Annotated in this window: 29 protein-coding genes and 1 pseudogene; 22 read left to right on the forward strand and 8 right to left on the reverse strand. The window is 51.0% G+C overall.

Features of this window, described 5'->3' with window-relative positions; genetic code table 11:
• From mlaD to murA, 5 genes are read left to right on the forward strand one after another with little or no spacing between them, the layout of a single operon-like run.
• A complete protein-coding gene (mlaD, locus tag RNAN_RS08815; RefSeq protein WP_008220900.1) occupies nucleotides 1–465 on the forward strand; it encodes an outer membrane lipid asymmetry maintenance protein MlaD in 465 nt (154 codons plus the stop codon).
• Nucleotides 465–1,112, forward strand: a complete 648-nt coding sequence (locus tag RNAN_RS08820) for an MlaC/ttg2D family ABC transporter substrate-binding protein (RefSeq protein WP_148275690.1) — start codon at nucleotides 465–467, stop codon at nucleotides 1,110–1,112. Before mlaD ends, RNAN_RS08820 begins: the two co-directional genes overlap by 1 nt.
• Nucleotides 1,109–1,402 (forward strand): STAS domain-containing protein, encoded by a 294-nt coding sequence (locus RNAN_RS08825; protein WP_008220904.1) that lies wholly within the window; start codon nucleotides 1,109–1,111, stop codon nucleotides 1,400–1,402. The genes RNAN_RS08820 and RNAN_RS08825 overlap by 4 nt, the downstream gene beginning before the upstream one ends.
• Nucleotides 1,403–1,411: 9 nt before the next feature.
• A complete protein-coding gene (locus RNAN_RS08830; protein WP_008220907.1) occupies nucleotides 1,412–1,669 on the forward strand; it encodes a BolA family protein in 258 nt (85 codons plus the stop codon).
• A 6-nt stretch (nucleotides 1,670–1,675) separates the two neighbouring features.
• Nucleotides 1,676–2,935 carry a UDP-N-acetylglucosamine 1-carboxyvinyltransferase gene (gene murA / locus RNAN_RS08835; protein ID WP_008220908.1) on the forward strand — a complete coding sequence of 420 codons (1,260 nt, stop codon included), beginning with the start codon at nucleotides 1,676–1,678 and terminating at the stop codon, nucleotides 2,933–2,935.
• A gap of 10 nt (nucleotides 2,936–2,945) precedes the next feature.
• On the opposite strand, the gene RNAN_RS08840 is transcribed toward murA, so the two are convergent.
• The 3 genes from RNAN_RS08840 to RNAN_RS08850 all read right to left on the reverse strand — a co-directional run bounded on the left by RNAN_RS08840 (nucleotide 2,946) and on the right by RNAN_RS08850 (nucleotide 6,003).
• On the reverse strand, nucleotides 2,946–4,028 hold the full coding sequence (locus tag RNAN_RS08840) for a trypsin-like peptidase domain-containing protein (RefSeq protein ID WP_040551936.1): 1,083 nt from the start codon (nucleotides 4,026–4,028) through the stop codon (nucleotides 2,946–2,948).
• Nucleotides 4,029–4,121: 93 nt separating this feature from the next.
• Nucleotides 4,122–5,474 carry a DegQ family serine endoprotease gene (locus RNAN_RS08845; protein ID WP_008220912.1) on the reverse strand — a complete coding sequence of 451 codons (1,353 nt, stop codon included), beginning with the start codon at nucleotides 5,472–5,474 and terminating at the stop codon, nucleotides 4,122–4,124.
• Nucleotides 5,475–5,562: 88 nt separating this feature from the next.
• Nucleotides 5,563–6,003 (reverse strand): Z-ring associated ZapG family protein, encoded by a 441-nt coding sequence (locus RNAN_RS08850; protein WP_008220914.1) that lies wholly within the window; start codon nucleotides 6,001–6,003, stop codon nucleotides 5,563–5,565.
• Nucleotides 6,004–6,147: 144 nt separating this feature from the next.
• Here RNAN_RS08850 and zapE point away from each other — a divergent pair, with 144 nt between their 5' ends.
• The 8 genes from zapE (at nucleotide 6,148) to RNAN_RS08890 (ending at nucleotide 12,268) form a co-directional block, all read left to right on the forward strand.
• A complete protein-coding gene (gene zapE, locus RNAN_RS08855; protein WP_008220916.1) occupies nucleotides 6,148–7,239 on the forward strand; it encodes a cell division protein ZapE in 1,092 nt (363 codons plus the stop codon).
• Nucleotides 7,240–7,441: 202 nt separating this feature from the next.
• Nucleotides 7,442–7,870, forward strand: coding sequence for a 50S ribosomal protein L13 (rplM, locus tag RNAN_RS08860; protein ID WP_008220918.1), 429 nt, complete (start codon nucleotides 7,442–7,444; stop codon nucleotides 7,868–7,870).
• Nucleotides 7,871–7,882: 12 nt separating this feature from the next.
• Entirely contained in the window at nucleotides 7,883–8,275 is a 393-nt protein-coding gene (rpsI, locus tag RNAN_RS08865; RefSeq protein WP_040551910.1) for a 30S ribosomal protein S9, read from the forward strand.
• Nucleotides 8,276–8,533: 258 nt separating this feature from the next.
• On the forward strand, nucleotides 8,534–9,124 hold the full coding sequence (gene petA, locus RNAN_RS08870) for a ubiquinol-cytochrome c reductase iron-sulfur subunit (protein WP_008220922.1): 591 nt from the start codon (nucleotides 8,534–8,536) through the stop codon (nucleotides 9,122–9,124).
• Nucleotides 9,124–10,398 carry a cytochrome b gene (locus tag RNAN_RS08875; protein WP_008220924.1) on the forward strand — a complete coding sequence of 425 codons (1,275 nt, stop codon included), beginning with the start codon at nucleotides 9,124–9,126 and terminating at the stop codon, nucleotides 10,396–10,398. The genes petA and RNAN_RS08875 overlap by 1 nt, the downstream gene beginning before the upstream one ends.
• Entirely contained in the window at nucleotides 10,398–11,135 is a 738-nt protein-coding gene (locus tag RNAN_RS08880) for a cytochrome c1 (RefSeq protein ID WP_008220926.1), read from the forward strand. The genes RNAN_RS08875 and RNAN_RS08880 overlap by 1 nt, the downstream gene beginning before the upstream one ends.
• A 75-nt stretch (nucleotides 11,136–11,210) precedes the next feature.
• Nucleotides 11,211–11,849 (forward strand): stringent starvation protein SspA, encoded by a 639-nt coding sequence (gene sspA, locus RNAN_RS08885; protein WP_008220928.1) that lies wholly within the window; start codon nucleotides 11,211–11,213, stop codon nucleotides 11,847–11,849.
• A gap of 5 nt (nucleotides 11,850–11,854) precedes the next feature.
• Nucleotides 11,855–12,268: a ClpXP protease specificity-enhancing factor gene (locus RNAN_RS08890; protein ID WP_008220930.1), complete on the forward strand. Its 414-nt coding sequence runs from the start codon at nucleotides 11,855–11,857 to the stop codon at nucleotides 12,266–12,268.
• A 20-nt stretch (nucleotides 12,269–12,288) separates the two neighbouring features.
• On the opposite strand, the gene ilvY is transcribed toward RNAN_RS08890, so the two are convergent.
• The gene (gene ilvY / locus RNAN_RS08895) at nucleotides 12,289–13,185 is read right to left on the reverse strand and encodes an HTH-type transcriptional activator IlvY (protein ID WP_008220931.1); all 897 of its coding nucleotides are present in this window, start codon (nucleotides 13,183–13,185) and stop codon (nucleotides 12,289–12,291) included.
• 159 nt (nucleotides 13,186–13,344) lie between these two features.
• Between ilvY and ilvC the strand changes: the two genes are divergently transcribed.
• The 3 genes from ilvC to RNAN_RS08910 all read left to right on the forward strand — a co-directional run bounded on the left by ilvC (nucleotide 13,345) and on the right by RNAN_RS08910 (nucleotide 17,016).
• The gene (gene ilvC, locus RNAN_RS08900) at nucleotides 13,345–14,823 is read left to right on the forward strand and encodes a ketol-acid reductoisomerase (RefSeq protein WP_008220934.1); all 1,479 of its coding nucleotides are present in this window, start codon (nucleotides 13,345–13,347) and stop codon (nucleotides 14,821–14,823) included.
• A gap of 155 nt (nucleotides 14,824–14,978) precedes the next feature.
• Entirely contained in the window at nucleotides 14,979–15,425 is a 447-nt protein-coding gene (locus RNAN_RS08905; protein ID WP_008220935.1) for a methylglyoxal synthase, read from the forward strand.
• Nucleotides 15,426–16,089: 664 nt separating this feature from the next.
• Nucleotides 16,090–17,016, forward strand: coding sequence for a Dyp-type peroxidase (locus tag RNAN_RS08910; RefSeq protein WP_008220938.1), 927 nt, complete (start codon nucleotides 16,090–16,092; stop codon nucleotides 17,014–17,016).
• Nucleotides 17,017–17,020: 4 nt separating this feature from the next.
• Here the strand turns inward: RNAN_RS08910 and argR are convergent, their stop codons facing one another.
• A complete protein-coding gene (gene argR, locus RNAN_RS08915; protein ID WP_008220942.1) occupies nucleotides 17,021–17,488 on the reverse strand; it encodes a transcriptional regulator ArgR in 468 nt (155 codons plus the stop codon).
• A gap of 211 nt (nucleotides 17,489–17,699) precedes the next feature.
• Between argR and mdh the strand changes: the two genes are divergently transcribed.
• Entirely contained in the window at nucleotides 17,700–18,638 is a 939-nt protein-coding gene (gene mdh / locus RNAN_RS08920; protein ID WP_008220944.1) for a malate dehydrogenase, read from the forward strand.
• Between the two features lie 68 nt (nucleotides 18,639–18,706).
• Here mdh and ispB read toward each other — a convergent pair whose 3' ends face one another.
• On the reverse strand, nucleotides 18,707–19,678 hold the full coding sequence (gene ispB, locus RNAN_RS08925; protein ID WP_008220946.1) for an octaprenyl diphosphate synthase: 972 nt from the start codon (nucleotides 19,676–19,678) through the stop codon (nucleotides 18,707–18,709).
• A gap of 209 nt (nucleotides 19,679–19,887) precedes the next feature.
• Between ispB and rplU the strand changes: the two genes are divergently transcribed.
• From rplU to RNAN_RS08950, 5 genes are all read left to right on the forward strand, one after another.
• Nucleotides 19,888–20,196 (forward strand): 50S ribosomal protein L21, encoded by a 309-nt coding sequence (rplU, locus tag RNAN_RS08930; RefSeq protein ID WP_040551912.1) that lies wholly within the window; start codon nucleotides 19,888–19,890, stop codon nucleotides 20,194–20,196.
• A gap of 15 nt (nucleotides 20,197–20,211) precedes the next feature.
• On the forward strand, nucleotides 20,212–20,469 hold the full coding sequence (gene rpmA, locus RNAN_RS08935; RefSeq protein ID WP_008220951.1) for a 50S ribosomal protein L27: 258 nt from the start codon (nucleotides 20,212–20,214) through the stop codon (nucleotides 20,467–20,469).
• 163 nt (nucleotides 20,470–20,632) lie between these two features.
• Nucleotides 20,633–21,787: an Obg family GTPase CgtA gene (gene cgtA, locus RNAN_RS08940; protein WP_008220952.1), complete on the forward strand. Its 1,155-nt coding sequence runs from the start codon at nucleotides 20,633–20,635 to the stop codon at nucleotides 21,785–21,787.
• Nucleotides 21,788–21,796: 9 nt separating this feature from the next.
• Nucleotides 21,797–22,288 (forward strand): type 3 dihydrofolate reductase, encoded by a 492-nt coding sequence (folA, locus tag RNAN_RS08945; protein ID WP_008220954.1) that lies wholly within the window; start codon nucleotides 21,797–21,799, stop codon nucleotides 22,286–22,288.
• Between the two features lie 62 nt (nucleotides 22,289–22,350).
• Complete coding sequence (locus tag RNAN_RS08950; RefSeq protein WP_008220955.1) at nucleotides 22,351–22,731, forward strand: DUF3718 domain-containing protein; 381 nt, start codon at nucleotides 22,351–22,353, stop codon at nucleotides 22,729–22,731.
• Nucleotides 22,732–22,812: 81 nt separating this feature from the next.
• On the opposite strand, the gene RNAN_RS08955 is transcribed toward RNAN_RS08950, so the two are convergent.
• Both RNAN_RS08955 and apaH read right to left on the reverse strand, forming a co-directional pair.
• Complete coding sequence (locus RNAN_RS08955; protein WP_008220957.1) at nucleotides 22,813–24,825, reverse strand: methyl-accepting chemotaxis protein; 2,013 nt, start codon at nucleotides 24,823–24,825, stop codon at nucleotides 22,813–22,815.
• Nucleotides 24,826–24,902: 77 nt separating this feature from the next.
• Nucleotides 24,903–25,100, reverse strand: a pseudogene (gene apaH / locus RNAN_RS08960) (diadenosine tetraphosphatase); the annotation flags it as partial.

Raw genomic sequence — 25,100 nt, forward strand, 5'->3', positions numbered from 1 at the left:
ATGACCACACGGAAAATTGAAATTTTAGTTGGTGGCTTTATCGTGCTGGCTCTGGCGGCTTTTTTGATGTTGTCATTAAAAGTCGCGAACAGTGGTCTTGGTGGCAACGGCGAAACCTACAAGTTATACGCTAAATTTGACAATATCGGCGGCCTTAAAGTGCGTTCACCGGTCAAAGTTGGTGGGGTTGTGGTTGGCCGGGTGGCGGCTATTGAGCTGGATACGACCTTTTACACGCCGGTTGTAACGCTGGAAATCAGCAGCCAGTATAACAACTTTCCTGAAACCAGTACCCTGGCCATTCTGACCTCTGGTTTATTGGGTGAGCAATATCTGGGCTTGCAGCCGGGCTTTTTAGATGAAACGGTTGAAATTCTGGTGGCCGGTGATTACATCGAGGACACCAAGTCAGCCTTAGTACTTGAAGAGCTGATCGGACAATTCTTATTTAACCGCGGGAATTAATGATGAAAGTATATGCTTTATTGATGGCGGCAGTGCTGGTTTTTAGTGGCGCAGCCGCAGGTGCGGATACTCCTACTTATGATGATCCCTATAAGATGATGGAAGTATTGGCCGACAATACGTTCAGCCGTATTGCCCGTGACCAGAGTAAAATTAACGCCAATCCGGAAGTGCTGCGCGATATCGTCAATGAAGAACTGGTGCCCTATATTGACAGCCGCTATGCGGCGCTGCGGGTAATTGGTAATAGCGCAGATTTACGGCAAACTCCGCGGGACGATTTACTGGCGTTTGTTGACGCCTTTCAAAACTATATGGTTGCCACTTATGCCGGCGTTTTCACCCAGTATAAAGACCAAAAAGTGATGATTGAGCCAGGCCGTATTAATAATAGCCAGAAAATTATCAGCATTAAAACCCGTGTGATTGACCCCGGCAAGCCGGATATCAATATTGAGTTTAAGCTGCGCCGTGGCAAAGATGCAGGTAACTGGCTGGTATTTGATATGGTGGCTGAAGGCATTTCGTTACTTGATAGCAAACGTGCTGAACTGGGTAATCTGATCCGTCAGCAAGGCCTGAATAGCGTCACTGCCCTGTTAAAAGAAAAAGCCAAGGCACCGATTACCAAGCCGGAGGAAAAGTGACACTGAGCATAGTTAAGCGGGATCAGTGGCTGCATTTTACCGGCGTATTAAATCGTGATACGTTAATGCTGTATTCACCCTTTACATTGTTAAATGACGCCTCGGGTGAAATACGCTTTAACTTAGCCGAATTAACGGCTATCGACACCGCTGGCCTGGCCTGGTTACTACAACAGCTGGCGCAAGCCAAGCAGCGTGGCGTTGTAATAGCGTTATGTAATGTCCCCAAACAGCTGTTATCATTAGCCGACGTGACGGCCGTGCGGCCGTTATTGCCGATTAGCGATTAAGGTTTATCTGTGGACACGAAACAACTAGAGCAGCTGTTAATTGAGCAGCTGAAGCTGACTGAAGCCAGGGTGAGTGCTGAAGGCTCACACTATGCGGTTATCGCGGTGGGTGAGTGCTTTGCTGACATCAGCCGGGTGAAACAGCAACAAATGGTATACGCGCCCATTATGGCCGCGATAGCGGATGGCAGTATTCATGCCGTCAGCATTAAGACCTTTACCCCACAACAGTGGCGTAGAGAACAACTTTTAAATCCTCCGATGTAGTATTTTATGCAGCAATTTTTAGTTACCGGTGGTCAGGTGTTACGCGGCGAGGTGAATATCTCCGGCGCCAAGAATGCCGCCTTGCCTATTCTGTTTGCCAGCTTACTGTCTGAAAAACCCACCTCTATCAGCAATGTCCCCCGGCTGAAAGACATTGAAACCACCGTAAAATTGTTGCAGTTGTTTGGCGCAGAGGTGAGTTTTGCTAACAATCAGGTGCAGGTGAATGCCGCTGCGGTAAACAACCAGTTTGCACCTTACGAGCTGGTAAAAACCATGCGCGCCTCTATTTTAGCGCTGGGGCCACTGCTGAGCCGCTTTGGCCAGGCCGAAGTCTCCTTGCCTGGTGGTTGTGCCATAGGTGCACGGCCGGTGAACCTGCATATTGATGGCTTGCGCAAAATGGGCGCTGAGATAAGCGTCGAGAACGGCTACATTAAAGCCAAAGCCAACCGGCTGAAGGGCGCCCATATTATTATGGATATGGTCAGTGTGACCGGGACAGAGAATCTGATGATGGCAGCGGTGCTGGCCGATGGCATCACCACCATCGATAATGCCGCACGTGAGCCGGAAGTGGTCGACTTAGCCCGTTACCTGAACACCATGGGCGCTAAGATCCGTGGTGCCGGCACCGACAGTATAGTGATCGAAGGTGTTACTGCACTGCAGGGCGGCGATCACAAAGTGTTACCGGATCGCATTGAAACCGGCACCTTCTTAGTAGCCGCTGCAGTTACCGGCGGTGATGTGACCTGCCGTAATACGGATCCGGCAGAGCTTGAAGTGGTGTTGGATAAACTGCGCGAAGCCGGGGTAGAGGTGAGTACTGGCCCGGATTGGATCCGCGCCAATATGACAGGCCGCAAGCTAAAAGCTGTCAACGTTAAAACGGTGCCGCACCCGGGTTTTCCAACCGATATGCAGGCGCAGTTTACCGTGTTAAACGTGGTGGCTGATGGCGTAGGCATGGTCACTGAAACCATCTTTGAAAATCGCTTTATGCATGTGCCTGAATTACAGCGTATGGGCGCGAAGATCAGCCTGGAGGGCAATACTGCCGTGTGTCAGCACAGTGATCGATTGATGGCGGCGCAGGTAATGGCAACAGACTTACGCGCTTCAGCCAGCTTGGTGATTGCCGGCCTGGTTGCCGAGGGCGCAACGGTGGTTGATCGCATTTACCATATCGATCGCGGCTACGAGCAGATTGAAGATAAATTACGCCGGCTCGGCGCGAACATTGAACGGATAAACGCGGCTTAAGCCGCGTTTTTTATCGGCGCAGTTCACGCACCACAGCGTTTATCGTTAATAACTGACCGCTGCGGTCAACCGTCAGCGCCAGGGTAGAATTGGGCGGGGTTTCGGCAATCATATTCAACGCCTGCTGCACGCTGTCAAAGCGCTTGTCAGCGATTTTCAGCAGGATGTCACCTACTTGCAAGCCAGCTTCCGCAGCGGGGCCATTGGCGTTAACGGCGGTAATGCTTAGGCCGTACAACACCTGGCCAGAAGAAATTAACCGCTCGCCGGCAGCATTAATCACCGCATCGCCAGATACGCCAAGATGGCTGCGCGTGACCCGGCCTTGCTTAATCAGCTTTTGCATCACGTTAACAGCCAGGGTGTAAGGTACGGCAAAGAAAATGCCCTGAATGTCCTGATTCTCCAGCTGAAAGGCTGCCGCGTTGATACCGACAAGCGTGCCATTGGTATTGACCAGCGCGCCGCCGGAGTTGCCCCGGTTAATGGCGGCGTCCATCCGCATAAAATCGATATAACCACGCGAACTTAAGCCATTGTTACCATTCGCGCTAATAATGCCTTGGGTGATGGTTTGGCCCAGATTAAGCGGGTTACCTATGGCCAGCACCACATCGCCTACCTGAGGTTCGAGTTTATCATCTTGTGGAATAACCGGTAAGTTATCGGCCTGCACATACAGCACCGCCAGATCAGTCAGCTCGTCCTGACCAATCAGTACGGCTTCGAGCATGCGGCCGTCCTGTAGCGCCACTTCAATATAGTCGGCACCGTACACGACATGATAATTGGTCAGAATATAGCCCTGGCTGCTCATAATGACACCCGAACCCAGCTCCTGCCGCTCTATAGTGCGGGGCCTTAATGCCCGTGGGTCTACCAGTGTGCTACGGGTATAGACATTGACCACAGCAGGTGCCGCACGGCGCACTGCGCGGGCATAGCTGACCGGTGCAGGATCGTCACTGGCATCCTGGCCGTTGAAACCGTGAAAAGCCGGCAGGTTAACCGACGGCATTAACCAAAGCAGGATAAACGCCAGCGCCAAGCCGTACAAAGTGCTCTTAAGCAGAAAAACCCAGAATTTCGCCACAGCGCCAGCAATTTTGGTAAGGGAAAGATGCCGATAGCATAACATTAAACCGGCTGAAGCAGTAGCTTGCCACTACCGCTTCAGCCGATGCCGCTAGCGGATCAGCACGTACAGGGTAGTATTACCGCGCTGGATATTCAGCGCAGCAATACCGCTGCGGTTTTCCAGCGCTTTGCGCAGTGCAGCCAGGTTATCCACCCGCTGGCGGTTGACGCCCAAAATCACATCATCAGCCTGCAAGCCAATTTGCGCCGCGGGTGAGTTGTTGGCGACACTGTCAATCTTCACGCCGCCGTTGCTGGCGTTAGACAGCTCTGCCCCTTCCAGCATCGGGTGTAACTGGTTGGCAGCAACCTGGCCGCTGGCCAGTTCCTGCAGTTTTACCTTGACCTTACGCTCTTTACCGTCCCGTAAAACGCCCAGTTCAGCCTCGCGGCCGGCACCTAAGGTGGCCACTTTAGCCCTTAGCTCAAGGAAAGAGTTAATGCGGTTGCCATTCATACTGATAATGACATCACCTGACTTTAAACCGGCCTCTTCGGCAGCACTATCGGGCAGTACTTCATTAACAAAGGCGCCGCGGCTGACACTTAAATTCATCGCTTCTGTTAAATCTGCCGTGACATCGCCACCGCGGATCCCCAGGCTACCGCGGCGTATTTCGCCATGCTCCACTATCTGATCGACCAGGTTTTTCATCATATTGGCCGGTATGGCAAAGCCGATACCGATATTGCCGCCATTGGGGCCCAAAATGGCAGTATTAATGCCAATCAGTTCACCGCGCAGGTTAACCAGCGCACCGCCGGAGTTACCACTGTTAATGGCGGCATCGGTTTGAATAAAGTCTTCAAAGCCCTCAATACCTAAACCACCCCGGCCCAGGGCACTGACAATGCCTGAAGTAACGGTTTGTTCAAGACCAAAGGGGTTACCGATAGCAATAGCAAAATCGCCTACCCGCAGTTTGTCTGAATCTGCTAATGGAATTTGTACCAGTTTATCGGCGGTAATTTGTAACAGCGCAATATCGCTTTCCGGATCGGCGCCCAGTTTTTTCGCTTTAAAGGTGCGGCCATCCTTTAACCGAACTTCAATATCTTTGGCATCCTGAATCACATGATTATTGGTAACGATATAGCCTTTACTGGCGTCTATTACTACCCCTGAACCTAAACCGCGGAACGGCCGCTCTTCACGGTACTCATTTGGGCCACGCGGACCAAAAAAATAGCGGAAAGCTTCAGGTAAACGCTGACGCACTTCACGGCTACCTTCTACTGAAATATGCACCACGGCGGGTGTGGCTTGCTCCAGCATGGGCGCCAGTGTAGGCATCTCTTTATCATTAGAAAAAAATGGAATGCGGGCTTCGGCTACAGGTAGCGCAGAGAAGGTCAGCGCTGCCACCACGGCAGCACTTAACACGGAAAATTTCTTATTCATAGCGTATTAGTCTCCTAAAAGCAGTGTGCGACTAAGAACGTGTCTCAATAAAAAAAGTTCAGCTTAGCTTTTTGCTTTATGTAACAATTTATTGCGCCGGTTTGCGCTCTTTAATCAGGCCACTGGCTTCGCCAGAGTAGTCCAGTGGTTGCTGCTCGGCTGTTGAGTACACCCGACGCTTTTCGTCTATTTGATGCAATGACTGGCGGATATAAGCTGCAGTATCGCCTGACAGGTAATTAATGTCCTGCTTCACTGACTCGGTTGGCCGCTCTACCAATTGCATGCGTGAGTCGGCAATATGACGGGCAATACGGGCGTAGTTGTCTTGTAATTGTGTCATCAGCTGGTTGGTGGTCTCCAGATGGGTTGACACATCCTGCCGGTACTGCTCCAGTTGTGCCTGGCTCTCTGCCAGCTCCAGTTTCAACTTGTGTTGATCCAACTGACGCAGCGTAAAAATACGGGCTAGTACTGCACCTATTACTAAACCGGCTGCCAGCCAGGCACCTGCGTACATATATTCCATAACAACTCCTGCGGCAACGCTGTTGCCTATTTCGTCTGGTTTCCTGCAATAGTGTAACCTAACTTCTTATCCGCAGTGGTAAGGCATGTTACTATTATTGCTGATATTTAAGGCTGAGCGGCGCCACTTTCAAGTAAAACTGCCATGACACCACTAGAAAAGTACCAACAAGATCTAACCCGTAAGGATTTTCAGTATGACGCCGCGCAAGAGTTTGCTGTGCGTCAGTTACAGCGTTTATATGATGACATGCTACAGCCACAACCGGAAAAACCCGGTTTTTGGCAGCGTTTACTGGGGAAATCTGCCAAAGTGCAGCCGGTCAAAGGCCTGTACTTTTGGGGCGGGGTTGGCCGGGGCAAAACCTATTTAGTCGATACCTTTTACGAGTGCCTGCCGGGCAGTCGCAAAATGCGTATTCACTTTCACCGCTTTATGCACCGGGTACATGAAGAGTTAAAACTGTTCAAGGGCGTAGCGGATCCGCTGCAAAAGGTGGCCGATAAGTTTAAGCAGGAAACCGACATTCTGTGCTTTGACGAGTTTTTTGTCTCAGACATCACTGATGCGATGATCTTAGGCACCTTGATGCAGGCGCTGTTTGCCCGCGGCATTACGCTGGTGGCAACCTCTAATATTGAGCCTGACGGCTTGTACCGCAACGGTTTACAACGTGCCCGCTTTTTACCGGCAATAACACTGATTAAACAGCACACCGAGATCATTAATGTCGACAGTGGTATTGATTACCGGCTGCGCACGCTGGAAAAGGCCGAAATTTACCACGCCCCACTGGATCAGCAGGCAGACACCAACCTGCTGCAGTATTTTCTGGCGTTATCGACTGAGCCGCGCCAGCAGGATGTGGCGATAGAAGTGGCGAACCGCAAGATACAGGCCCGTTATGAGGCCGATGGCGTGGTGTGGTTCGCCTTTGCCCAGCTGTGTGAAAGTGCGCGCAGCCAATACGATTATATGGAGCTTAGCCGCTGTTATCACACGGTATTGTTATCGGGCGTTAAGGCCATGGGCCAGCATAATGATGATGTGGCCAGGCGCTTTATCGCCCTGGTAGATGAGTTTTATGAGCGCGGCGTTAAGCTGATTATCTCAGCAGAAACCGGTTTAGAGCAGTTATACAGCCAGGGCATACTCAGTTTTGAATTTAAACGCTGTATCAGCCGGTTACAGGAGATGCAGTCACATGATTACCTGGCCCGGCCGCATTTGCCCTGATAAGCTGACTTTAATAAAGAATTTTTACTCAGGGTGCTGATTTTTAAAACTGCTTAATATATAATCCGCGCCCGGCCTACGTTACAGCCTATTACTGCCGTTAGCCCGGTAGTTTTTGTACTCGAAGGGGTACGCTAACGACACAAGCTGCATCAGCCCTGCACTGTGTCAGGTGTAACTAAGTTATTTTTGGATAAAGCGAATGAAAACTTTTACTGCTAAGCCAGAAAGCGTAACACGCGACTGGTATGTTGTTGATGCGTCAGGTAAAACGCTGGGCCGTATCGCAACTGAAATCGCTGCCCGTTTACGTGGCAAGCACAAGCCAGAATACACTCCGCACGTTGACACCGGTGATTACATCATCGTGGTAAACGCGGAAAAAGTCGTTGTGACTGGTGCTAAAGCGCAGAAGAAAATGTATTACTCTCACACTGGTTTCCCAGGCGGCATCAAAGAAATCAGCTTTGAGAAGTTAATCGACAAAAAGCCAGAAATGGTGCTGGAAACTGCTGTTAAAGGCATGTTGCCAAAAGGTCCACTGGGCCGCGCTATGTTCCGTAAGTTGAAAGTTTACGCCGGCGCCGAGCATCAGCATGCTGCTCAGCAACCGCAAGTATTAGATATTTAATCGGAGCATATCATGGCACAGAATCAATATTACGGAACTGGTCGTCGTAAAAGCTCAACGGCCCGTGTGTTCTTAAAAGCCGGTTCAGGCAACATCGTTGTTAACCAGCGCGCATTAACCGACTACTTCGGTCGTGAAACCGCTTGTATGGTTGTGCGTCAGCCATTAGAGCTGGTAGACATGGTGGAGAAATTCGACCTGTACATCACTGTTAAAGGTGGTGGTATCAGCGGTCAGGCCGGTGCTATCCGTCACGGTATCACCCGTGCACTGATGGAATTTGACGAGTCACTGCGTCCAGCACTGCGTAAAGCAGGCTTCGTTACCCGTGACGCCCGTCAGGTTGAACGTAAGAAAGTGGGTCTGCGTAAAGCACGTAAACGTCCACAGTACTCAAAACGTTAAGCGTTTTTCTGTACTCAAAGCCCGGCACCTGTTGCCGGGTTTTTTTTACCTTGCAAAAGCGGTGACGCCGCAGCGGCAAACCAGTAGCAGTGTTAAGCCGTACACCGCATTTGACTAAGATAATACCGATTCAGGCAGCCTTAATCCTTGTGTAAAGCAGGGCTTTTCATTATGATCGGCGTTATTTTTTCAATTTATAATAATTGCTGAAATTCAGCCGCTTAAATTCTGTTTAAGCGTTAACGTGGAGATGAGTGGATGAGCAATGCGCCTGTAGATCAAGGTCGCCGCCGCTTCCTTACCATTGCTACCTCAGTAGTGGGGGGTGTTGGTGCCGTCGGAGCTGCTGTGCCTTTTATCGCGTCCTGGAACCCGAGTGAAAAAGCCAAGCAAGCCGGTGCCGCCGTCAGTGCGGATATCAGTAAGCTGGAACCGGGCCAGTTAATCCGGGTAGAGTGGCGTGGTAAGCCGGTATGGATCGTTAAACGGCCACAAGCCATGTTAGATGCATTGGCAAACCATGAAGATAAGTTACGCGACCCGGAGTCGGCGGTAGCACAACAGCCCGCTTACGCACAAAACCGCTATCGCTCGAAAAAGCCGGAAATTTTTGTCGCTGTCGGTATCTGTACTCATCTGGGCTGCTCACCAACTTACTTACCCAGCGATTTCTCTGCTCAGGTTGAGGGCGTTACCTCTGGCTTTTTCTGCCCTTGTCACGGCTCTAAGTTTGATATGGCCGGCCGGGTATTCCAGAGCGTACCGGCACCCAGCAACCTGATGGTCCCTCCGTATATGTATATCGATGACAATACCATTTTAATTGGTGAAGATGAGGGGGCTGCCTGATGTTCAAGAACCTGATGAGCTGGATTGAATACCGCCTGCCGTTCATGGATAAAATGAACCTGCACGTCATGCAGTATCCGGCACCAAAGAACTTTAACTTCTGGTACTTTTTTGGCTCGCTGGCCATTTTAGTACTGGTTAACCAAATTCTGACCGGTATCTGGTTAACTATGAACTATGTGCCTTCTGCCGAAGGTGCTTTTGCGTCTATTGAATACATTATGCGTGACGTCGAGTACGGCTGGTTGCTGCGGTATATGCACTCTACCGGCGCGTCGGCGTTTTTCGTTGTCGTGTATCTGCACATGCTGCGCGGCATGATGTACGGCTCGTACCAGAAACCACGTGAACTGTTGTGGATCTTCGGTATGCTGATTTTCCTGGTGCTGATGGCTGAAGCCTTTATGGGTTACTTACTGCCATGGGGCCAGATGTCGTTCTGGGGTGCCCAGGTTATTATCGGTATCTTTGGTACTATTCCGTTTATCGGCGAAGATTTAACGCTGTGGATCCGTGGTGATTATGTTATTTCCGGTGCTACGTTAAACCGCTTCTTTGCACTGCATGTTATTGCGCTGCCGTTGGTACTGGTTATTTTAGTCTTCCTGCACATTATGGCGCTGCATGAAGTAGGCTCAAACAACCCTGACGGTATCGAGATTAAACGCGATAACGATGGCAGCGTTGAGCAAACCGACGCCGATACAAAGTTTACCTTCCATCAGTACTTCACCCGCGGTGGTAAGAAAGTGATCGTTGATGCGATCCCGTTCCACCCTTATTACACGGTGAAAGACTTAGTGGGCGTTGCTGGCTTCTTACTGGTTTTTGCCTGGGTAATCTTCTTCTTCCCGGAAGGCGGTGGCTTCTTCCTGGAGCCGCCAAACTTTGAAGCGGCTAACCCGCTGAAAACGCCTGAGCATATCGCACCTGTTTGGTACTTCACGCCGTTCTATGCCATTTTACGTGCTATTCCGCACCCCTTTATGGGCGCTGTAGCCATGTTTGCCGCTATCCTGGCGTTGGCATTGCTGCCGTGGCTGGACCGTGGCAAGGTGCGCTCAGTGCGCTACCGCAGCGGCCTGCACAAAGTTAATCTGGTTAATTTCTGTATCAGCTTTGTGGCGCTGGGTATTCTGGGCGTATTGCCGGCAACACCGACTTATACCCTGTTGTCGCAGCTGTTCTCGTTTACTTACTTCGGTTTCTTTGTGCTGCTGTTCTTCTACAGCAAGAACGAAGCCACTAAACCACTGCCAGTGAGGGTAACCTAATGATGAAAAAGTTATTGTCTGCTGCCGCATTATTAGCCTCGTCACTGGCGATGGCAGCTGGCCCAACGATACCGTTGGACAAAGCACCGATAGATCTGACCGATAAGGCATCACTGCAAAATGGTGCCAAGCTGTTCCAGAACTATTGCTTGGGCTGTCACCAGATGCAGTATCAGCGCTATTCCCGCACCTTCCGCGATTTAGACATTCCGGAAGATGTCGGTATGGCTAACCTGATGTTTACCGGCGAAAAAGTGGGTGACCATATTACCAACAACATGTCAGGTAAAGATGGCGAAAAATGGTTTGGCGCTACACCGCCAGATTTAACTAACGTTGCGCGGGTGCGCGGCCCGGACTGGCTGTACACCTATCTGCGTAGTTTTTATGCCGATCCGTCACGCCCCTTTGGTGTGAACAACGACGTCTTCCCAATGGTGGGTATGCCCCATGTGCTGCAGGAGCTGCAGGGCTTACCTTACAAAGCCTATGAGACCCGTCTGGTAGACGGTGAATCGAAGCAGGTGTATGTCGGTATTAAAACCGATGGTACCGGTGAGCTGAGCACAGAAGAATATGATCGTGCGGTGGCAGATCTGGTAAACTACCTGGAATATGTTGGCGAGCCAACCAAACTGGAATCCCGTGAACTTGGTGTCAAGGTTATGGTATTTCTGCTGATCTTCTTTGTTCTGGCGTATTTACTGAAGAAAGAATATTGGCGCGATGTACATTAATTAGTTTTTTCAACTAGTTATGTTTACAGGGGCCTTAGCGCCCCTTTGCCGTTTTTTATTTTACCGGAGGAATACATGGCGATCACTGCCAATAAACGCCCTGTGATGACACTGTTTTCAGCAGCGGATGACATGTTTAGCCATCAGGTTCGCATCGTACTGGCGGAAAAAGGCGTAACTGTCGATATTCTTCAGGTCACCCAGGATAATTTGCCGGAAGATCTGTACGAGGTTAACCCGTACGGTAGCCTGCCAACGCTGCTTGACCGTGAACTGGCGTTGTATCAGGCCAATATCATCATGGAATACCTGGACGAGCGTTTCCCGCACCCGCCATTAATGCCGGTGTATCCGGTGGCACGTGGTCAGGCACGGTTAATGATGTACCGCATTGAAAAAGACTGGTACCGTCTGGCGCAGGCTATTTTAAATGGCGATGACAACGCGGCTAGCGCCCGGCAGGAGCTAAAAGAAGGCTTGCTGTCGATAGCGCCATTGTTTAATGAAGCGCCGTTTTTTATGAGCGAAGAGTTTGGTCTGGTCGATTGTTATATGGCTGCGCTGTTGTGGCGCTTACCGCTGTTGGGCATCGAGTTGTCCGGCCCGGGCAGCAAAGAGCTGAAAAACTATATGACGCGTATTTTTGAACGTGATGCATTCCAGGCTTCGCTAAGCGATGCTGAGCGTGAAATTCGCCGCGGAATGAAGCTGTAATGAAAATGACCGCAAACCGCCCTTATTTACTACGGGCGTTTTACGACTGGATAGTCGACAACAACTGCACGCCTTACCTGGTGGTTGATGCGACTGTGCACGGCGTAAAGGTGCCAATGCAGTTTGTCCAAAACGGCCAAATCGTGTTAAACACCGCCCCTACGGCGGTGGGAAATTTGCAGCTGGGCAATGATGCGGTCACCTTTAGTGCCCGTTTTGGCGGTCAGCCGTTTGCGCTGTATATTCCACTTAATGCCGTGTTGGCCATCTATGCCCGCGAGAACGGCGCCGGTACCGTCTTTACGCTGGAAGAAGATGAAGACGATGCCGATCTGATTGATATGCTGCCGGATGATGATAATCCTGATCCCGAGCCGCCCAAGCCGAAAAAAGCCTCTCATCTGAAGGTGGTTAAGTAACTCTGCTACTCACTGTGGCGCTAACGCTTAAGTTCTGCTTTTGTCGTGGCTACTTGCCAGAATGCCTGAATAAGCGGCTCATTAAGCCGTTTATTCAGCATGCAGACGCCTAAATCAAAGGCTTCAAACTGATAGTCCAGCTGTAGCATCCGTACCCGGTCTTTCACCGGGCTGTGTATGACCACAGCATCGGCCACCAGCGCCACACCGGTACCCAGCGCCACCATCGACACCATGGCTTCATGGCCATCTACCTTTGCTACTACCAGCGGGATAATGCCGCTATCCTGCACCCAGCGGTCAAAGCGGCTGCGTGCCGGGCCATGCTCGGGCATGATCAGGGGCACCTGGCTCCAGGGTATCGGTTGTTGCTCCAGCAAGCTGGTTACTTTACAGGGCACCGTGGGTGCAATTAGCATCACCGGTAAACTGGCGATACTTTTAAAGGCCAGATTAGCCGGCAGGTGCATCGGCCGTGCAGCCAGGGCAATGTCCGCGTCGTCCAGCCGCACTTTCTCAATAGCAGAAGCGGCGTCGCCGGTGGTCAGTTTAATTTCGGCTTTCGGGCACATCAGCCGAAACTTATCTAAAATGGCCGGCAGATGGCTGTAGCTGGCGGTTACCGTGCAAAACAGCCGGATCTCACCCGTCAATTCAGCGCTGGCCAGCTGTAAATCCAGTTGCAGCTGATGCCATTCATCCAGCCAGCTACGGACAAAGCGGCCAAACCGCTGGCCGGCGGGGGTCAGCCGTACTGAGCGTTTATCGCGGAAAAACAGCTCAGCGCCGAGTTCTTCCTCCAACCGTTGGATCACTCTGGTCAGGGTTGGCGGGCTGACATACATCTGCTCGCTGGTTTTGCTGAAGTTAAGGCTGGTTGCCAAATGCTGAAACAACTGGGCGCTGCGAATATCCATGCTGATAGCCTGTTTCATATAGTGAAATACAGACTTAAAAATATATCACTTCACGCAATTAAATGCAGTAGCTAGTATTAACGCATTAAAGCCCGCCATTGAGCCGGCTTATGCTCAGCAATCAGGCCTGAGCGGTAAAAACGCATTTAGAGAAGCATTATGGCAAATTATTTTAATACATTGAATTTACGGCAGCAGCTGGGCCAGTTAGGCCAGTGCCGCTTTATGGACAAGAGCGAATTTGCCAACGGCTGTGAGCTGTTAAAAGGCTGGAATATCGTCATTATCGGTTGTGGGGCGCAGGGGTTAAACCAGGGCCTGAATATGCGCGACTCGGGGTTAAACATCAGTTATGCATTACGAGCAGAGGCGATAAGCGAGAGGCGCGCGTCTTTTCAAAAGGCCAGCAGCAATGGGTTTACCGTTGGTACTTATCAGCAACTGATTCCTACGGCCGATCTGGTATTAAACCTGACACCAGATAAACAGCACAGCAGCGTGGTGGATGCGGTAATGCCGCTGATGAAGCAGGGCGCCACACTGGCTTACTCACACGGCTTTAATATTGTTGAAGAGGGCAAACAGATCCGCCCTGATATCACCGTCATTATGGTTGCCCCTAAATGCCCGGGTACTGAAGTGCGTGAAGAATACAAACGTGGTTTTGGTGTGCCGACATTAATTGCCGTGCATCCCGAGAATGACCCTAACGGCCGTGGCCTGGATATCGCCAAAGCCTATGCGGTGGCTACCGGTGGTGATCGGGCCGGGGTGTTGCACTCGTCTTTTGTGGCTGAAGTGAAATCAGACTTAATGGGTGAGCAAACTATCCTGTGCGGTATGCTGCAAACCGGCGCCATTCTGGCGTTTGACAAGATGGTGGCTGACGGTGTCGAGCGCGGCTACGCGGCTAAACTTATCCAGTATGGTTGGGAAACCATTACCGAAGCGCTGAAACATGGTGGCATCACCAACATGATGGACCGCTTAAGTAACCCGGCCAAGCTCAAAACCTTCGAGTTGGCTGAGCAGCTAAAAAGCATCTTGCGGCCATTATTTGAAAAACATATGGACGACATCATCAGTGGCGAGTTTTCCCGCACCATGATGGCCGATTGGGCCAATGATGATAAAAACCTGCTGACCTGGCGTGAGCAAACCCGCAACAGTGGCTTTGAGCAGGCGCCGGTGTCGGCAGAGAAAATTGCCGAACAGGAGTATTTTGACCGCGGCTTGCTGTTGGTCGCTATGGTAAAAGCCGGTGTGGAACTGGCGTTTGAGACCATGGTGGATGCCGGCATAGTAGCAGAGTCTGCTTATTATGAGTCACTGCATGAAACACCGCTTATCGCCAATACCATTGCCCGTAAGCGTTTGTACGAGATGAACGTGGTGATTTCAGATACTGCCGAATACGGTAACTACCTGTTTGCCCATGCTGCAGTGCCGCTGTTAAAACATCTGGTTAACGGCCTGAGCAGTGAGCTTATCGGGAAAGGCATCAGCGGCGACACCGGTGTGGATAACCTTAAGCTTATCGCGGTAAACGAAGCCATTCGTCAGCACCCGGTAGAGCGTATCGGTAAAACGTTACGCGGTTATATGACAGCGATGAAGCGGATAGCTTCAGCGCAGTAGTAAAGAATGATGTGGTTATAGCAGTACCGTACGCCAGAAGCGGCGGTGTTTGCTGACCAATAACGATGTTATACGTGGACCTTGGTTGTTTTGCCCTGCTATGCAGGGCTTTTTTTTCACGTTAAGCTGCGTTTTTGCTTCAAGGAGCGCTGTAAATGAAAACCATAGCCCTGGTTGCACACGATGGTAAAAAATCCGCCTTATTAGATTGGGTGAGCCGGCACCAGGCTTTTTTTGCTGATAAACAGCTGGTGGCGACCGGTACTACCGGCAAACTGATTAGCAGCGCCTTAAAGCGCGAGGTTACCTGCCTGGCCAGTGGCCCTTTGGGCGGCGACCAGCAAATTGGTGCCATGATTGCCGAGCAGAAAATAGACTGGCTGGTGTTTTTCTGGGACCCACTGTCATCGCAGCCGCACGACCCGGATGTCAAAGCGCTGATACGGTTAGCCGTGGTGTGGAACGTACCGGTAGCCTGTAACCAGGCGACAGCCGACTTTATTATTCACTCGAGTTTATATCAGCAAAACTATCAGCGCGAAGTGCCGGATTTTGCCGCTTATAAGCAGCGTTTTGACGGTAAGGTGTCTGGTGACAAGTGACAAGTGACAAGTGACAAGTGACAAGTGACAAGTGACAAGTATGGCGATATACGGTTAGGGGGTGCTGGTGAGGGTAGAGCAGGAAGGTGGGCCGCAAACTGCGCGGCCACCTAAGGTCCTGTTTCGTCGTCCTGTCGATACTGTCCGTAGTATTTCTTCCCTGGCTCCATCCCGGAGTGTTCCTAAAGGCATCTTGCCTTGTCCTGTCATCCTTAAGCACTACCATCCTGGTAATGCGCACTCATCCTGAGTGTGTTCCGTTTCATCCCTGAGCTTTCAGCGCTGGTGAAGACTCTGAAAACCGCGCTCATCCTGAGCATGTCTGTTGGTCGTCCTTGTGCTATCCTAGCCAGACACTGCATCCTGCAGTCACCCGCTGTCTTCCTGTCAGTGGGTCTATCCGTTGACGAGTTAATTATGCACTCTAACGCGGGTGTGCAGCATGATGTTTTAGAAAAAAGCCTGCTGTAATATTATTGTAAAATGTTAATGGTTTTGGTTAATTTGATATATATCATGCAGTTGCATTAAACTTGCAGTAAAGTTTGCAGCAGTAAATAGCGTTTAAACGCACTTGTTTGTGAGATATTTCTCACAAAAAGCCGGGCACGAATGGCGTATTGCTGCAGCTGAGCGGCGAAAGGCGTTGTCTAAAGGAATAACTATGGCCAGAGAACAACTGGGAATATGTGCAGAAGCCAATTTGCATGGCAGCTATTTACTGCTCAATGCGCTGGAAGGGCAGGAGAAAGCCCTGCGGTATAAACTGGCGCGTATTCCGCAGCTGTTCGACCGGCTGGCCGATCATTTCTCTGAAGCCTTGTTAACCGGTGTGGTGGCGGTGGGCAGCAACTATTGGGATTTGCTGTATCCGGATGCGCGCCCGGCGCTATTGCATGCTTTTCCCGCGCCGCAGGACGACAATATCGGCCTGGCCGCGGTGCCGGTGGATTTGTTATTGCAGATCCGCTCCGATCGCTTAGATGTCAATGTTATCGTTGCGCAGCAGGTATTGCAGTTGCTGCAGGGACATGTCGATGTGCTCGATGCGCTGCAGGGTTTTCGTTATCTGGATGGCCGTCAGCTGACCGGCTTTATTGATACGCCCTACAATGCCAAAGCGCGGCAAAAGCGGCAGGTGGCCCTGGTTGATGCGGCCAGACAACCGCTGTTTGCCGGCGGCAGTTATTTATACTTTCAGCAACTGGGCTTTAATCCAACCGTCTGGCAGCGGTTAAGTCAGTCAGAGCAGGAAGCCATACTGGGGTTTGAGAAAGTCAGTGGCCGTCTGCTGGCTGACGGGCGGCTAACCGCCGACAGCCACGCTGCGCTGATGTGGCAGCAGGACAATGACACTGCCGTGCTGCACCAGAATATGCCGTTTTATCAGCTGAAGCAGCAGGGTTTACTGCAACTGCAATATGCCGCCAGTGCTGAGGCATTACAGCAGCAACTGTCGCGGCGGCTGGGGCTTGGCAACCCTGCTGCCGGCCATGATTTACTGCTTAATTATCACCGGTTTGAACTCAGTGCTGTTTTTTTTGCGCCATCGATCAGCTTTTTAGAGCTGGCTGCCAGTGGTGCTGCGTAGCGGTTTATACCTTCTCAAACAGCTCAGTGACTTTTTGTAAGGTATCGTCGATATGGCGGATACTTTTCGGTGCAATAAAAATAGTGTCATCGCCGGCAATGGTGCCCAGCACACCTTCGGCCTTACCGACGGAATCTAACAAGCGGGCAATCAACTGGGCTGCGCCCGGGCTGGTGCGAATAATGATCATCACATCGTTATGCTCGATGTCGAGCACTAACTGGCGCAGCGGGCTTTTGGTGGTCGGCACGCCCAGTTCAGGTGGCAGAGTATAAACCATCTCCTGTTTGGCGTTACGGGTGCGCACGGCACCATACTTACTCAACATACGCGACACTTTTGACTGACTGATATTGTCAAAGCCTTCGTTTTTCAGCGCATCGACAATTTCACCCTGAGAGCCAAAACTCTCAGTTTTCAATAAGGCTTTAAATGCCTGAATTAACGCTTCCTGTTTGGCTTGCTTGGTCATATCACACTTCTACCTCTGAATGCGTGTCGTTATCTTAGCAAAGTTGAGCAGCCGATACACTTTGTTGGCGGATCTGGCGCTGCTATTGGGCTAAAGTACACTAAAATTGACTAAAATGCTTAGACTTTAGGCTTAAGCTATTTGTAATTTCGCCGCGGTTTCAGTATTGTTGGCGCGTTTTTCCATTCAAGCGTTCTCAAGGGAGATAATCATGAAAGTTGCCGTTTTAGGTGCCGCCGGTGGTATTGGTCAGGCATTATCACTATTGCTGAAATTAGACCTACCTGCCGGTACCGACTTAGCGCTATACGACCTGGCGCCGGTAACCCCGGGTGTCGCGGTTGACTTAAGCCATATCCCTACCGCTGTTAAAGTAACAGGCTATGGTAAAGAAGATCTGAACAAGGCGCTGGCCGGTGCCGACATCGTGATGATCCCCGCCGGTATGCCTCGTAAACCAGGTATGGATCGGTCAGATTTGTTCAATATCAATGCCGGTGTGGTGAAAACCTTAGCCGAAGCTATAGTGCAGCAGTGTCCAAAAGCGCTGGTGGGTATTATTACCAACCCGGTTAACACTACGGTTGCCATTGCCGCTGACGTGTTCAAAAAAGCCGGCACCTACGACCCGCGTCGTTTATTCGGCGTCACCACGCTGGATGTGATCCGCGCTGAAACCTTTGTTGCCGAGTTAAAAGGCAAAAACCCTGCTGCTATTAAGGTGCCGGTGATTGGCGGCCACAGTGGTACCACTATACTGCCACTGCTGTCTCAGGTTGAAGGTGTAAGCTTCACTGATGAGGAAGTTGCCTCACTGACGCATCGCATTCAAAACGCCGGCACTGAAGTGGTTGAAGCCAAAGCCGGTGGCGGATCTGCAACCTTATCTATGGGCCAGGCAGCGGCCCGTTTCTGTATTTCACTGATCAAAGGCCTGCAAGGCGAAGCGGTGACTGAGTACGCTTATGTTGAAGGTAACGGCGAGCACGCCCGTTTCTTCGCACAGCCGATGCTGCTGGGCAAAAATGGCGTAGAAAAGCTGTTACCCATTGGTAGCTTAAGCGCTTATGAGCAAAAAGCCATGACTGATATGTTAGGCACCTTAAAAGCCGATATCACCTTAGGCGAAGAGTTTGTAAAGAATAACTAAGTTATTCTGCGGTAAAAAAAGGCGCTACGGCGCCTTTTCTTTTTGCTTGCAGGTACCGGCTTAAACCCTTAATGACTGCGCGACACCGCAATATCAGCCAGTGCCAGCAATGCTTGTTTGTAGTCTGAGTCAGGTAATACGGCCAGCGCTGCACGCGCTTTGTCGGCTTCCTGCGCGGCCAAGCGGCGGGTATAGCCAAAGGCATCGGTTTGCTCCAGTGCCGTCATAATAGCGTCTAACTGCGCCAGGCCATTGCCTTCGCTTATCGCCTCGCGGATCAGCGCCTGCTGCGCACTGGTACCATGCTTCAGCGCATGAATAAGCGGCAGCGTCGGTTTACCTTCGGCCAGATCATCACCGATATTTTTGCCAAGCTCTGTCGCGTCCGCCTGATAGTCCAGCACATCATCAATTAACTGAAAGGCAGTACCCAAATGCATGCCATACAGTTTTAACCCATTCACCACAGCTTCAGGTTGCTGTGCCACTATAGCAGCCAGCTGAGTGGCGGCTTCAAACAATTTGGCGGTTTTGCAGTAAATGACCTGCATATAGCTTTGTTCAGTGGTGTCAGGATCGTTCACGTTCATCAGCTGCAGCACTTCGCCTTCGGCAATGACGTTAGTGGCATCGGCCAGAATTTGCATGATGCGCATCTCGTTTAATGACACCATCATCTGAAACGAGCGGCTGTACAGGAAGTCGCCCACCAGTACGCTGGCCTGATTGCCAAACACGGCGTTAGCGGTTTGCTTGCCACGGCGCAGGGTCGACTCATCTACTACGTCGTCATGCAGTAAGGTAGAGGTGTGGATAAATTCAATAATGGCCGCCACCGTCACATGAGCGCTGCCGTTATAACCGAGCGCGCGGGCTGCCAGTACAGCCAGCAAGGGCCTTAAACGTTTACCGCCGCTATTAACAATGTAAATACCGAGCTGGTTAATTAAAGCCACATCAGAATTGAGCTGGGAAAATATCTGCGCATTAACCGCAGCCATATCGGCGGCAGCCAGTTGCTGGATCTGTTCGAGCGTCATGCAAAACAACTGCTTAAACCTAACAATGGCGCTAATTCTACACTAAGGCCCGATAAGTCCCAAAGCAAAACCGGATCCTTTTGTTTAGGCGGTGATCTTTTTTTTATTTCTACTTGCGGGGGTAGGGGAAATTGCGTACAATTCGCGCCCTGTGAATTGAATTAACACGCCCCTTAACAAGCGATGGCGTGCTTTGTACGGAGTTAACTATGTACGCGGTTTTCCAAAGTGGTGGTAAACAGCACCGTGTGACGGAAGGTCAAACTCTTCGTCTAGAAAAACTAGACTTAGAAACCGGCGCAACAATCGAATTTACACCGTTGATGGTCGCTAACGGCGAAAACATCTCTATCGGTGCACCTTTAGTTGAAGGTGGTAAAGTAGTAGCGGAAGTGGTCACTCATGGCCGTGGCGATAAAATCAAAATCGTTAAGTTCCGTCGTCGTAAGCATTCACGCAAGCAGATGGGCCACCGTCAGTGGTTCACTGAAGTGAAAATTACCAGCATCAGCGCGTAATAGGAGTATCGACACATGGCAAGTAAGAAAGGTGTAGGTAGCACCCGTAACGGTCGCGATTCAGAAGCTAAACGCTTAGGTGTTAAGCGCTTCGGTGGTGAGTCTGTTTTAGCTGGTAGCATCATCGTGCGTCAGCGTGGTACTAAATTCCACGCTGGTACTAACGTAGGTATCGGTAAAGACCACACTTTATTCGCTTTAACTGAAGGTAAAGTGAAGTTTGAAGTGAAAGGTGAGCACAACCGTAAGTTTGTGAGCATCGTCAGCGAATAAGCTGTACACATTCAACTAAACCCCGCCTGGTGCGGGGTTTTTTATTGCTGAGCTGCTATCAGCGCGCCGAGAAGGCGTTTTTCGACAAGGCTTAGTAAGCTACGTTATACTTAGCGCCAGTTAATAAAAGCTGGTTCAAATCTGATTAATCAGGACGCACCCGATGAAGTTTGTAGATGAGGCGATAATCCGCGTAGAAGCCGGTGACGGCGGTAACGGTATTATCAGTTTTTTACGTGAAAAGTTTATTTCTAAGGGCGGCCCCAACGGTGGTGACGGTGGCGATGGCGGAGATGTGTATCTGGTCGCCGATGAAAACCTGAACACCCTGGTCGATTATCAGTTTGAGAAATTTCACCGTGCTGAACGGGGTGAAAACGGTGGCAGCGTTAACTGTACCGGTAAGCGTGGTAAAGATTTAGAACTGCGGGTGCCGGTCGGTACCCGGGCAGTAGATGTTGATACCGACGAAGTACTGGGTGATTTAACCCGCAACGGTCAGCGTTTACGGGTTGCGAAAGGTGGTTGGCATGGCTTGGGCAATGCCCGTTTTGCCAGCAGCACTAACCGAGCGCCGCGCAAAAAGACCAATGGTACGCCAGGCGAGATCCGCAACCTGCGTTTAGAGCTGTTGTTATTAGCCGATGTTGGCTTGTTAGGCTTGCCTAATGCCGGTAAATCAACGCTGATCCGCGCCGTGTCTGCTGCTAAACCTAAGGTAGCCGATTATCCTTTTACCACTCTGGTGCCAAACTTAGGCGTCGTGCGGGTACAGTCACACCGCTCTTTTGTGATAGCCGATATTCCGGGTTTGATTGAAGGCGCGGCCGAGGGCGCCGGCTTGGGTATTCAGTTTTTAAAGCATTTAGAGCGTTGCCGGCTGTTATTGCATGTGGTTGATGTACTGCCAGCCGACGGTTCAGATCCGGCCGAGAATGCGGTTACCATCGTTAACGAGCTGGCCAAATACAGTGCCAAGCTGGCCGCTAAGCCACGCTGGCTGGTATTTAATAAGCTTGATCTGGTGATGGAAGATGAACTGGAAGAGATCATCGCCCAGGTAACCAATGCCCTGAACTGGGGAGGCCCGGTGTTTAAAATTGCGGCGGCCAGCCGCACCAATACCGAGCGCTTATCGGCAGATATTCTGAATTACATTGAGCAGTTACCAGTGGAAAAGGCCGCCGAGCCAATTGCTGATCCGGTGAATTTCAAATGGGATGATAGCCCGACCGATATCCAGCCGGTAATAGATGAAGACGACGATGACGACTTTGACGACGATGATTACGACGTTGAAGTGATCTATCAGCGTTAAGGTTAGGCGATGATCATCTCCTTAGTTGCTGCTATGGCCGCTAATCGCGTCATCGGTAAAGATAACCAAATGCCCTGGCACTTGCCGGCCGACTTAAAGCATTTTAAAGCGGTAACACTGGGTAAGCCTGTGGTCATGGGTCGTAAAACCTTTGATTCGATTGGCCGGGTGTTACCCGGCCGGCGCAATCTGGTGATAAGCCGCACCCCGCCAATCGACAGCCGGGGCGCAGAGTGGGTAACTAGCCTGGCACAGGCGCTTGAGCTGCTGCAAGGGCATGACGAAGTGATGATCATCGGCGGTGGCGAGATATATCGCCAGGCGCTGCCATTGGCGCAGCGTTTATACCTAACCGATATTGAACTGACTACCGAGGGGGATGCGTTTTTCCCTGATTATCATGCCGTGGCAGACTGGCAGCTGGTGCAGCAAAGTGAACATCCGGCAGATGCACAAAACCCCTATCATTGTTATTTTCGTACCTGGCAACGCCAAGGCTGAGTTTGCACCTGTTAACACAACTTGCTAAGATGATTCAGTCGATATTCAGCAAGGAGTAGTACATGAGATTATTGCCAACTTTGTTTTGTGGTGCGGTCGTAGGTCTGTCGCTGTTGACGGCACCGGTCGCGTTAGCAGATGATCAGTTAGCTGCTTCTATGTGTGATTACGTGGCGGCAGATGATAAAAACCGGCTGCGTAAAGTGTTAAGTGATTACCGTCTGCGGCTACGTAACATCTATGATGGTGTGGTCTGTAATGGTGAGAGTCTTATTCGTCATGCTTTTAAAAGCAATGCTGCCGATGTCGGTGAGTTTATTGTCAAACAGCTGCCTGGTTCGGCGGTTGCAGGCTCTGGCGATATTGCCTGGGCGGAGGCCAATGGCTTTGCTGCATCACCCCTGTTAGCCGTGTTGAAATCCCGTGCCGGTGAAGGTGATTAAGCGAAACAGGTGTTAAAGCACCAATAAAAAATCCGCCTGCTGGCGGATTTTTTATTGCTGCTATCGCTTTGCTTTGGCGTCTTACACTTTAAATTGTTCTACCGACACCCGCAGCTCTTCGGCTAAACGTGCTACTTCATGGCTTGATTCAGAGGTTTGTTCTGCCCCTGAAGCCGTCTCTTCGGCAATAGCCACGATAGACTCCAGTAACTTACTGATCTCGTGCGATACCTGATTTTGCTCCTGCGCCGAATCAGAAATTTGTGTGCTCATATCATGTGCCAGATGTACGGCATGGGTAATAGAGTCCAGCGCCTTGGTGGCCACTTCAGTTTTCGCTACGCAGTTCTCGGCTTGCTTTTTGCCTTTGTTCATCGCCTCTACGGCGGCATGGGCACCAGATTGCAGCACCTGGATCATCGCCTGAATTTCCTGCGTCGAGGCCTGGGTTTTACTGGCCAGCGAACGCACTTCATCGGCTACCACTGCAAAGCCTCGGCCTTGTTCACCGGCCCGCGCCGCTTCAATGGCTGCATTAAGTGCCAGCAGGTTAGTTTGCTCAGCAATGCCACGGATCACATCCAGAATACTGCCAATTGAAGCACTGTCTTTATGCAGCTTGTTAATGACTTCTGACGCCTGCTCAACCTCATGCGACAGCTGCAGGATAATGGCTTTGTTTTCCAGCGAAATACCTTTCACCCGCTCGGCTTCATTATCGGCGTTTTTAATCTCCGCCACCGCATCGTTGGAGCTTTGCAGTACGCCCTGGGCGGTACTGCTCATCTCGGTGGTAGCGGTTGCTGCCTGGGTTACCTGAGATTTCTGCTCGCGAATAGCCTGAGTGGTTTGCACCGTGATGGCTGAGGTTTGCTCAGAAGCGGCTGCTAACTGGGTCGAGCGGGAAATAATGCCCTGAATTAGCTGCTGTAAATTGGCAATAACCTTGTTGCAGTTACGCGCCAGTTCGCCAAATTCGTCCTGGGCTTTGTCGTCCAGCTTTTGGGTCAGATCGCCTGATGCCACTACACCCAGGATGGCATTAACTTTATCCAGCGGATTTTTAATGCTTTTTACGGTGATAAACGCAATAACCACGGCCAGCAGTATCGATACCACGACAACAATAAAAATGGTGGTAATGGCATTAGCGACGCCATTAGCCGATTCCTGCTGGATGGTCTCCGCAGCGCTGCGTGCCTGCGATAACAGGCTTGCCAGGCTGGTCATGGCGGTGGCGGTTTGCTGCTCGGCCTGGGCCAGCAAACGGGTTGCTTCTGCAATGCCTTGCAGGCGCTGCATTTTCAGTGCGACCACGCTGTTGCTGCCCGACAGCAGGTTATTCAGTTCAGCGACTTTTTCCGCCATATCGGCCACCAGTGCCACCTGGCCTGCAGTGTCACTTTCAATGATGGCGAATTGATCGTTTAAATCTTTTAAGCGAAAACCGATTTCGTTACCTATGGTGTTCGCTGTGCTGTCTGAGGTAGTGCGGTTCAGATCAACTACGTTGCTGACCAGGGTATTGATGCCGGTTTCAATGCTGGTGGCGGCTTTGTAAGCATTGGCGAAACGGCGCTGCACATCTCTGACATCGGTAAAGTCCAGGATCAGCGATGCCATATCGTCGGCGTTCATTTCGACATCAGCAATTTTACTGTCGATGCTGTCACGCAGCTGCAGGTTGGTTTTTAGCTGACTGAACAAGGCGCTGCTAACCGGGGTGAAGGCATCATAAGATTTCGCTACTTCTGCGGCGGCGCTTTTTAGCTGGGCGTTATCTTGCACGGCGCGGGCCAATTGCGTCGAGGCCTGCTGATAACGTTGTTGCTCAGTGCTGAACTGCTGCAGTAACTGAGCAACCTCATCCAGCTCAGTGGCGTTAAAGGCCTGCAGGCTAAGCTTGCTCATAATGACAAATTCACTTTGCATCTGAGCGCTGTTCTCCAGCGCAGGTATAGACACCTGGTTGACTTCGGCGGTCGAGCTGCTGATCGTGTTCAGACTGATATAGGCCGTAGTGCCAATAAGCAGCAGGAGCAGTGAAATAATACCAAAGCCGCCGATAATCCGTAATGCAACGGTTAACTTCATAATAACTCCCATTTTAGTACGGTAGGTGCAGGCCAACGCGCTGCACCAGAAAGTTGCTACCTAATATACAGGCTTCGCTACACACCTGCCACACTATAGCGCTGCTGAGTTTCAATACAATACGCAGTCAGGGCATTACCCCAGACGCAACCGGTGTCCAGTGCGTGAATATTCGCCACCGGACTATAACCGTTTAATGCCGCCCAATGGCCGAAAAATAGCTCGGTGTCCAGCCGGTTGCGCCAGAATTCATACCAGGGCACTAATACTGTCTG

This window comes from Rheinheimera nanhaiensis E407-8 (assembly GCF_000296695.1).
In the GTDB taxonomy this organism is placed as follows: Bacteria; Pseudomonadota; Gammaproteobacteria; order Enterobacterales; family Alteromonadaceae; genus Alishewanella; species Alishewanella nanhaiensis.

Excerpts from the sequence above, each read along its gene's own strand:
- mlaD (WP_008220900.1), top strand. The coding sequence starts at position 1 with ATGACCACACGGAAAATTGAAATTTTAGTTGGTGGCTTTATCGTGCTG.
- RNAN_RS08820 (WP_148275690.1), top strand. The coding sequence starts at position 465 with ATGATGAAAGTATATGCTTTATTGATGGCGGCAGTGCTGGTTTTTAGT.
- murA (WP_008220908.1), top strand. The coding sequence starts at position 1,676 with ATGCAGCAATTTTTAGTTACCGGTGGTCAGGTGTTACGCGGCGAGGTG.
- RNAN_RS08845 (WP_008220912.1), bottom strand. The coding sequence starts at position 5,474 with ATGAATAAGAAATTTTCCGTGTTAAGTGCTGCCGTGGTGGCAGCGCTG.
- RNAN_RS08850 (WP_008220914.1), bottom strand. The coding sequence starts at position 6,003 with ATGGAATATATGTACGCAGGTGCCTGGCTGGCAGCCGGTTTAGTAATA.
- zapE (WP_008220916.1), top strand. The coding sequence starts at position 6,148 with ATGACACCACTAGAAAAGTACCAACAAGATCTAACCCGTAAGGATTTT.
- rplM (WP_008220918.1), top strand. The coding sequence starts at position 7,442 with ATGAAAACTTTTACTGCTAAGCCAGAAAGCGTAACACGCGACTGGTAT.
- rpsI (WP_040551910.1), top strand. The coding sequence starts at position 7,883 with ATGGCACAGAATCAATATTACGGAACTGGTCGTCGTAAAAGCTCAACG.
- petA (WP_008220922.1), top strand. The coding sequence starts at position 8,534 with ATGAGCAATGCGCCTGTAGATCAAGGTCGCCGCCGCTTCCTTACCATT.
- RNAN_RS08875 (WP_008220924.1), top strand. The coding sequence starts at position 9,124 with ATGTTCAAGAACCTGATGAGCTGGATTGAATACCGCCTGCCGTTCATG.
- RNAN_RS08880 (WP_008220926.1), top strand. The coding sequence starts at position 10,398 with ATGATGAAAAAGTTATTGTCTGCTGCCGCATTATTAGCCTCGTCACTG.
- sspA (WP_008220928.1), top strand. The coding sequence starts at position 11,211 with ATGGCGATCACTGCCAATAAACGCCCTGTGATGACACTGTTTTCAGCA.
- RNAN_RS08890 (WP_008220930.1), top strand. The coding sequence starts at position 11,855 with ATGACCGCAAACCGCCCTTATTTACTACGGGCGTTTTACGACTGGATA.
- ilvY (WP_008220931.1), bottom strand. The coding sequence starts at position 13,185 with ATGGATATTCGCAGCGCCCAGTTGTTTCAGCATTTGGCAACCAGCCTT.
- ilvC (WP_008220934.1), top strand. The coding sequence starts at position 13,345 with ATGGCAAATTATTTTAATACATTGAATTTACGGCAGCAGCTGGGCCAG.
- RNAN_RS08905 (WP_008220935.1), top strand. The coding sequence starts at position 14,979 with ATGAAAACCATAGCCCTGGTTGCACACGATGGTAAAAAATCCGCCTTA.
- RNAN_RS08910 (WP_008220938.1), top strand. The coding sequence starts at position 16,090 with ATGGCCAGAGAACAACTGGGAATATGTGCAGAAGCCAATTTGCATGGC.
- argR (WP_008220942.1), bottom strand. The coding sequence starts at position 17,488 with ATGACCAAGCAAGCCAAACAGGAAGCGTTAATTCAGGCATTTAAAGCC.
- mdh (WP_008220944.1), top strand. The coding sequence starts at position 17,700 with ATGAAAGTTGCCGTTTTAGGTGCCGCCGGTGGTATTGGTCAGGCATTA.
- ispB (WP_008220946.1), bottom strand. The coding sequence starts at position 19,678 with ATGACGCTCGAACAGATCCAGCAACTGGCTGCCGCCGATATGGCTGCG.
- rplU (WP_040551912.1), top strand. The coding sequence starts at position 19,888 with ATGTACGCGGTTTTCCAAAGTGGTGGTAAACAGCACCGTGTGACGGAA.
- rpmA (WP_008220951.1), top strand. The coding sequence starts at position 20,212 with ATGGCAAGTAAGAAAGGTGTAGGTAGCACCCGTAACGGTCGCGATTCA.
- cgtA (WP_008220952.1), top strand. The coding sequence starts at position 20,633 with ATGAAGTTTGTAGATGAGGCGATAATCCGCGTAGAAGCCGGTGACGGC.
- folA (WP_008220954.1), top strand. The coding sequence starts at position 21,797 with ATGATCATCTCCTTAGTTGCTGCTATGGCCGCTAATCGCGTCATCGGT.
- RNAN_RS08950 (WP_008220955.1), top strand. The coding sequence starts at position 22,351 with ATGAGATTATTGCCAACTTTGTTTTGTGGTGCGGTCGTAGGTCTGTCG.
- RNAN_RS08955 (WP_008220957.1), bottom strand. The coding sequence starts at position 24,825 with ATGAAGTTAACCGTTGCATTACGGATTATCGGCGGCTTTGGTATTATT.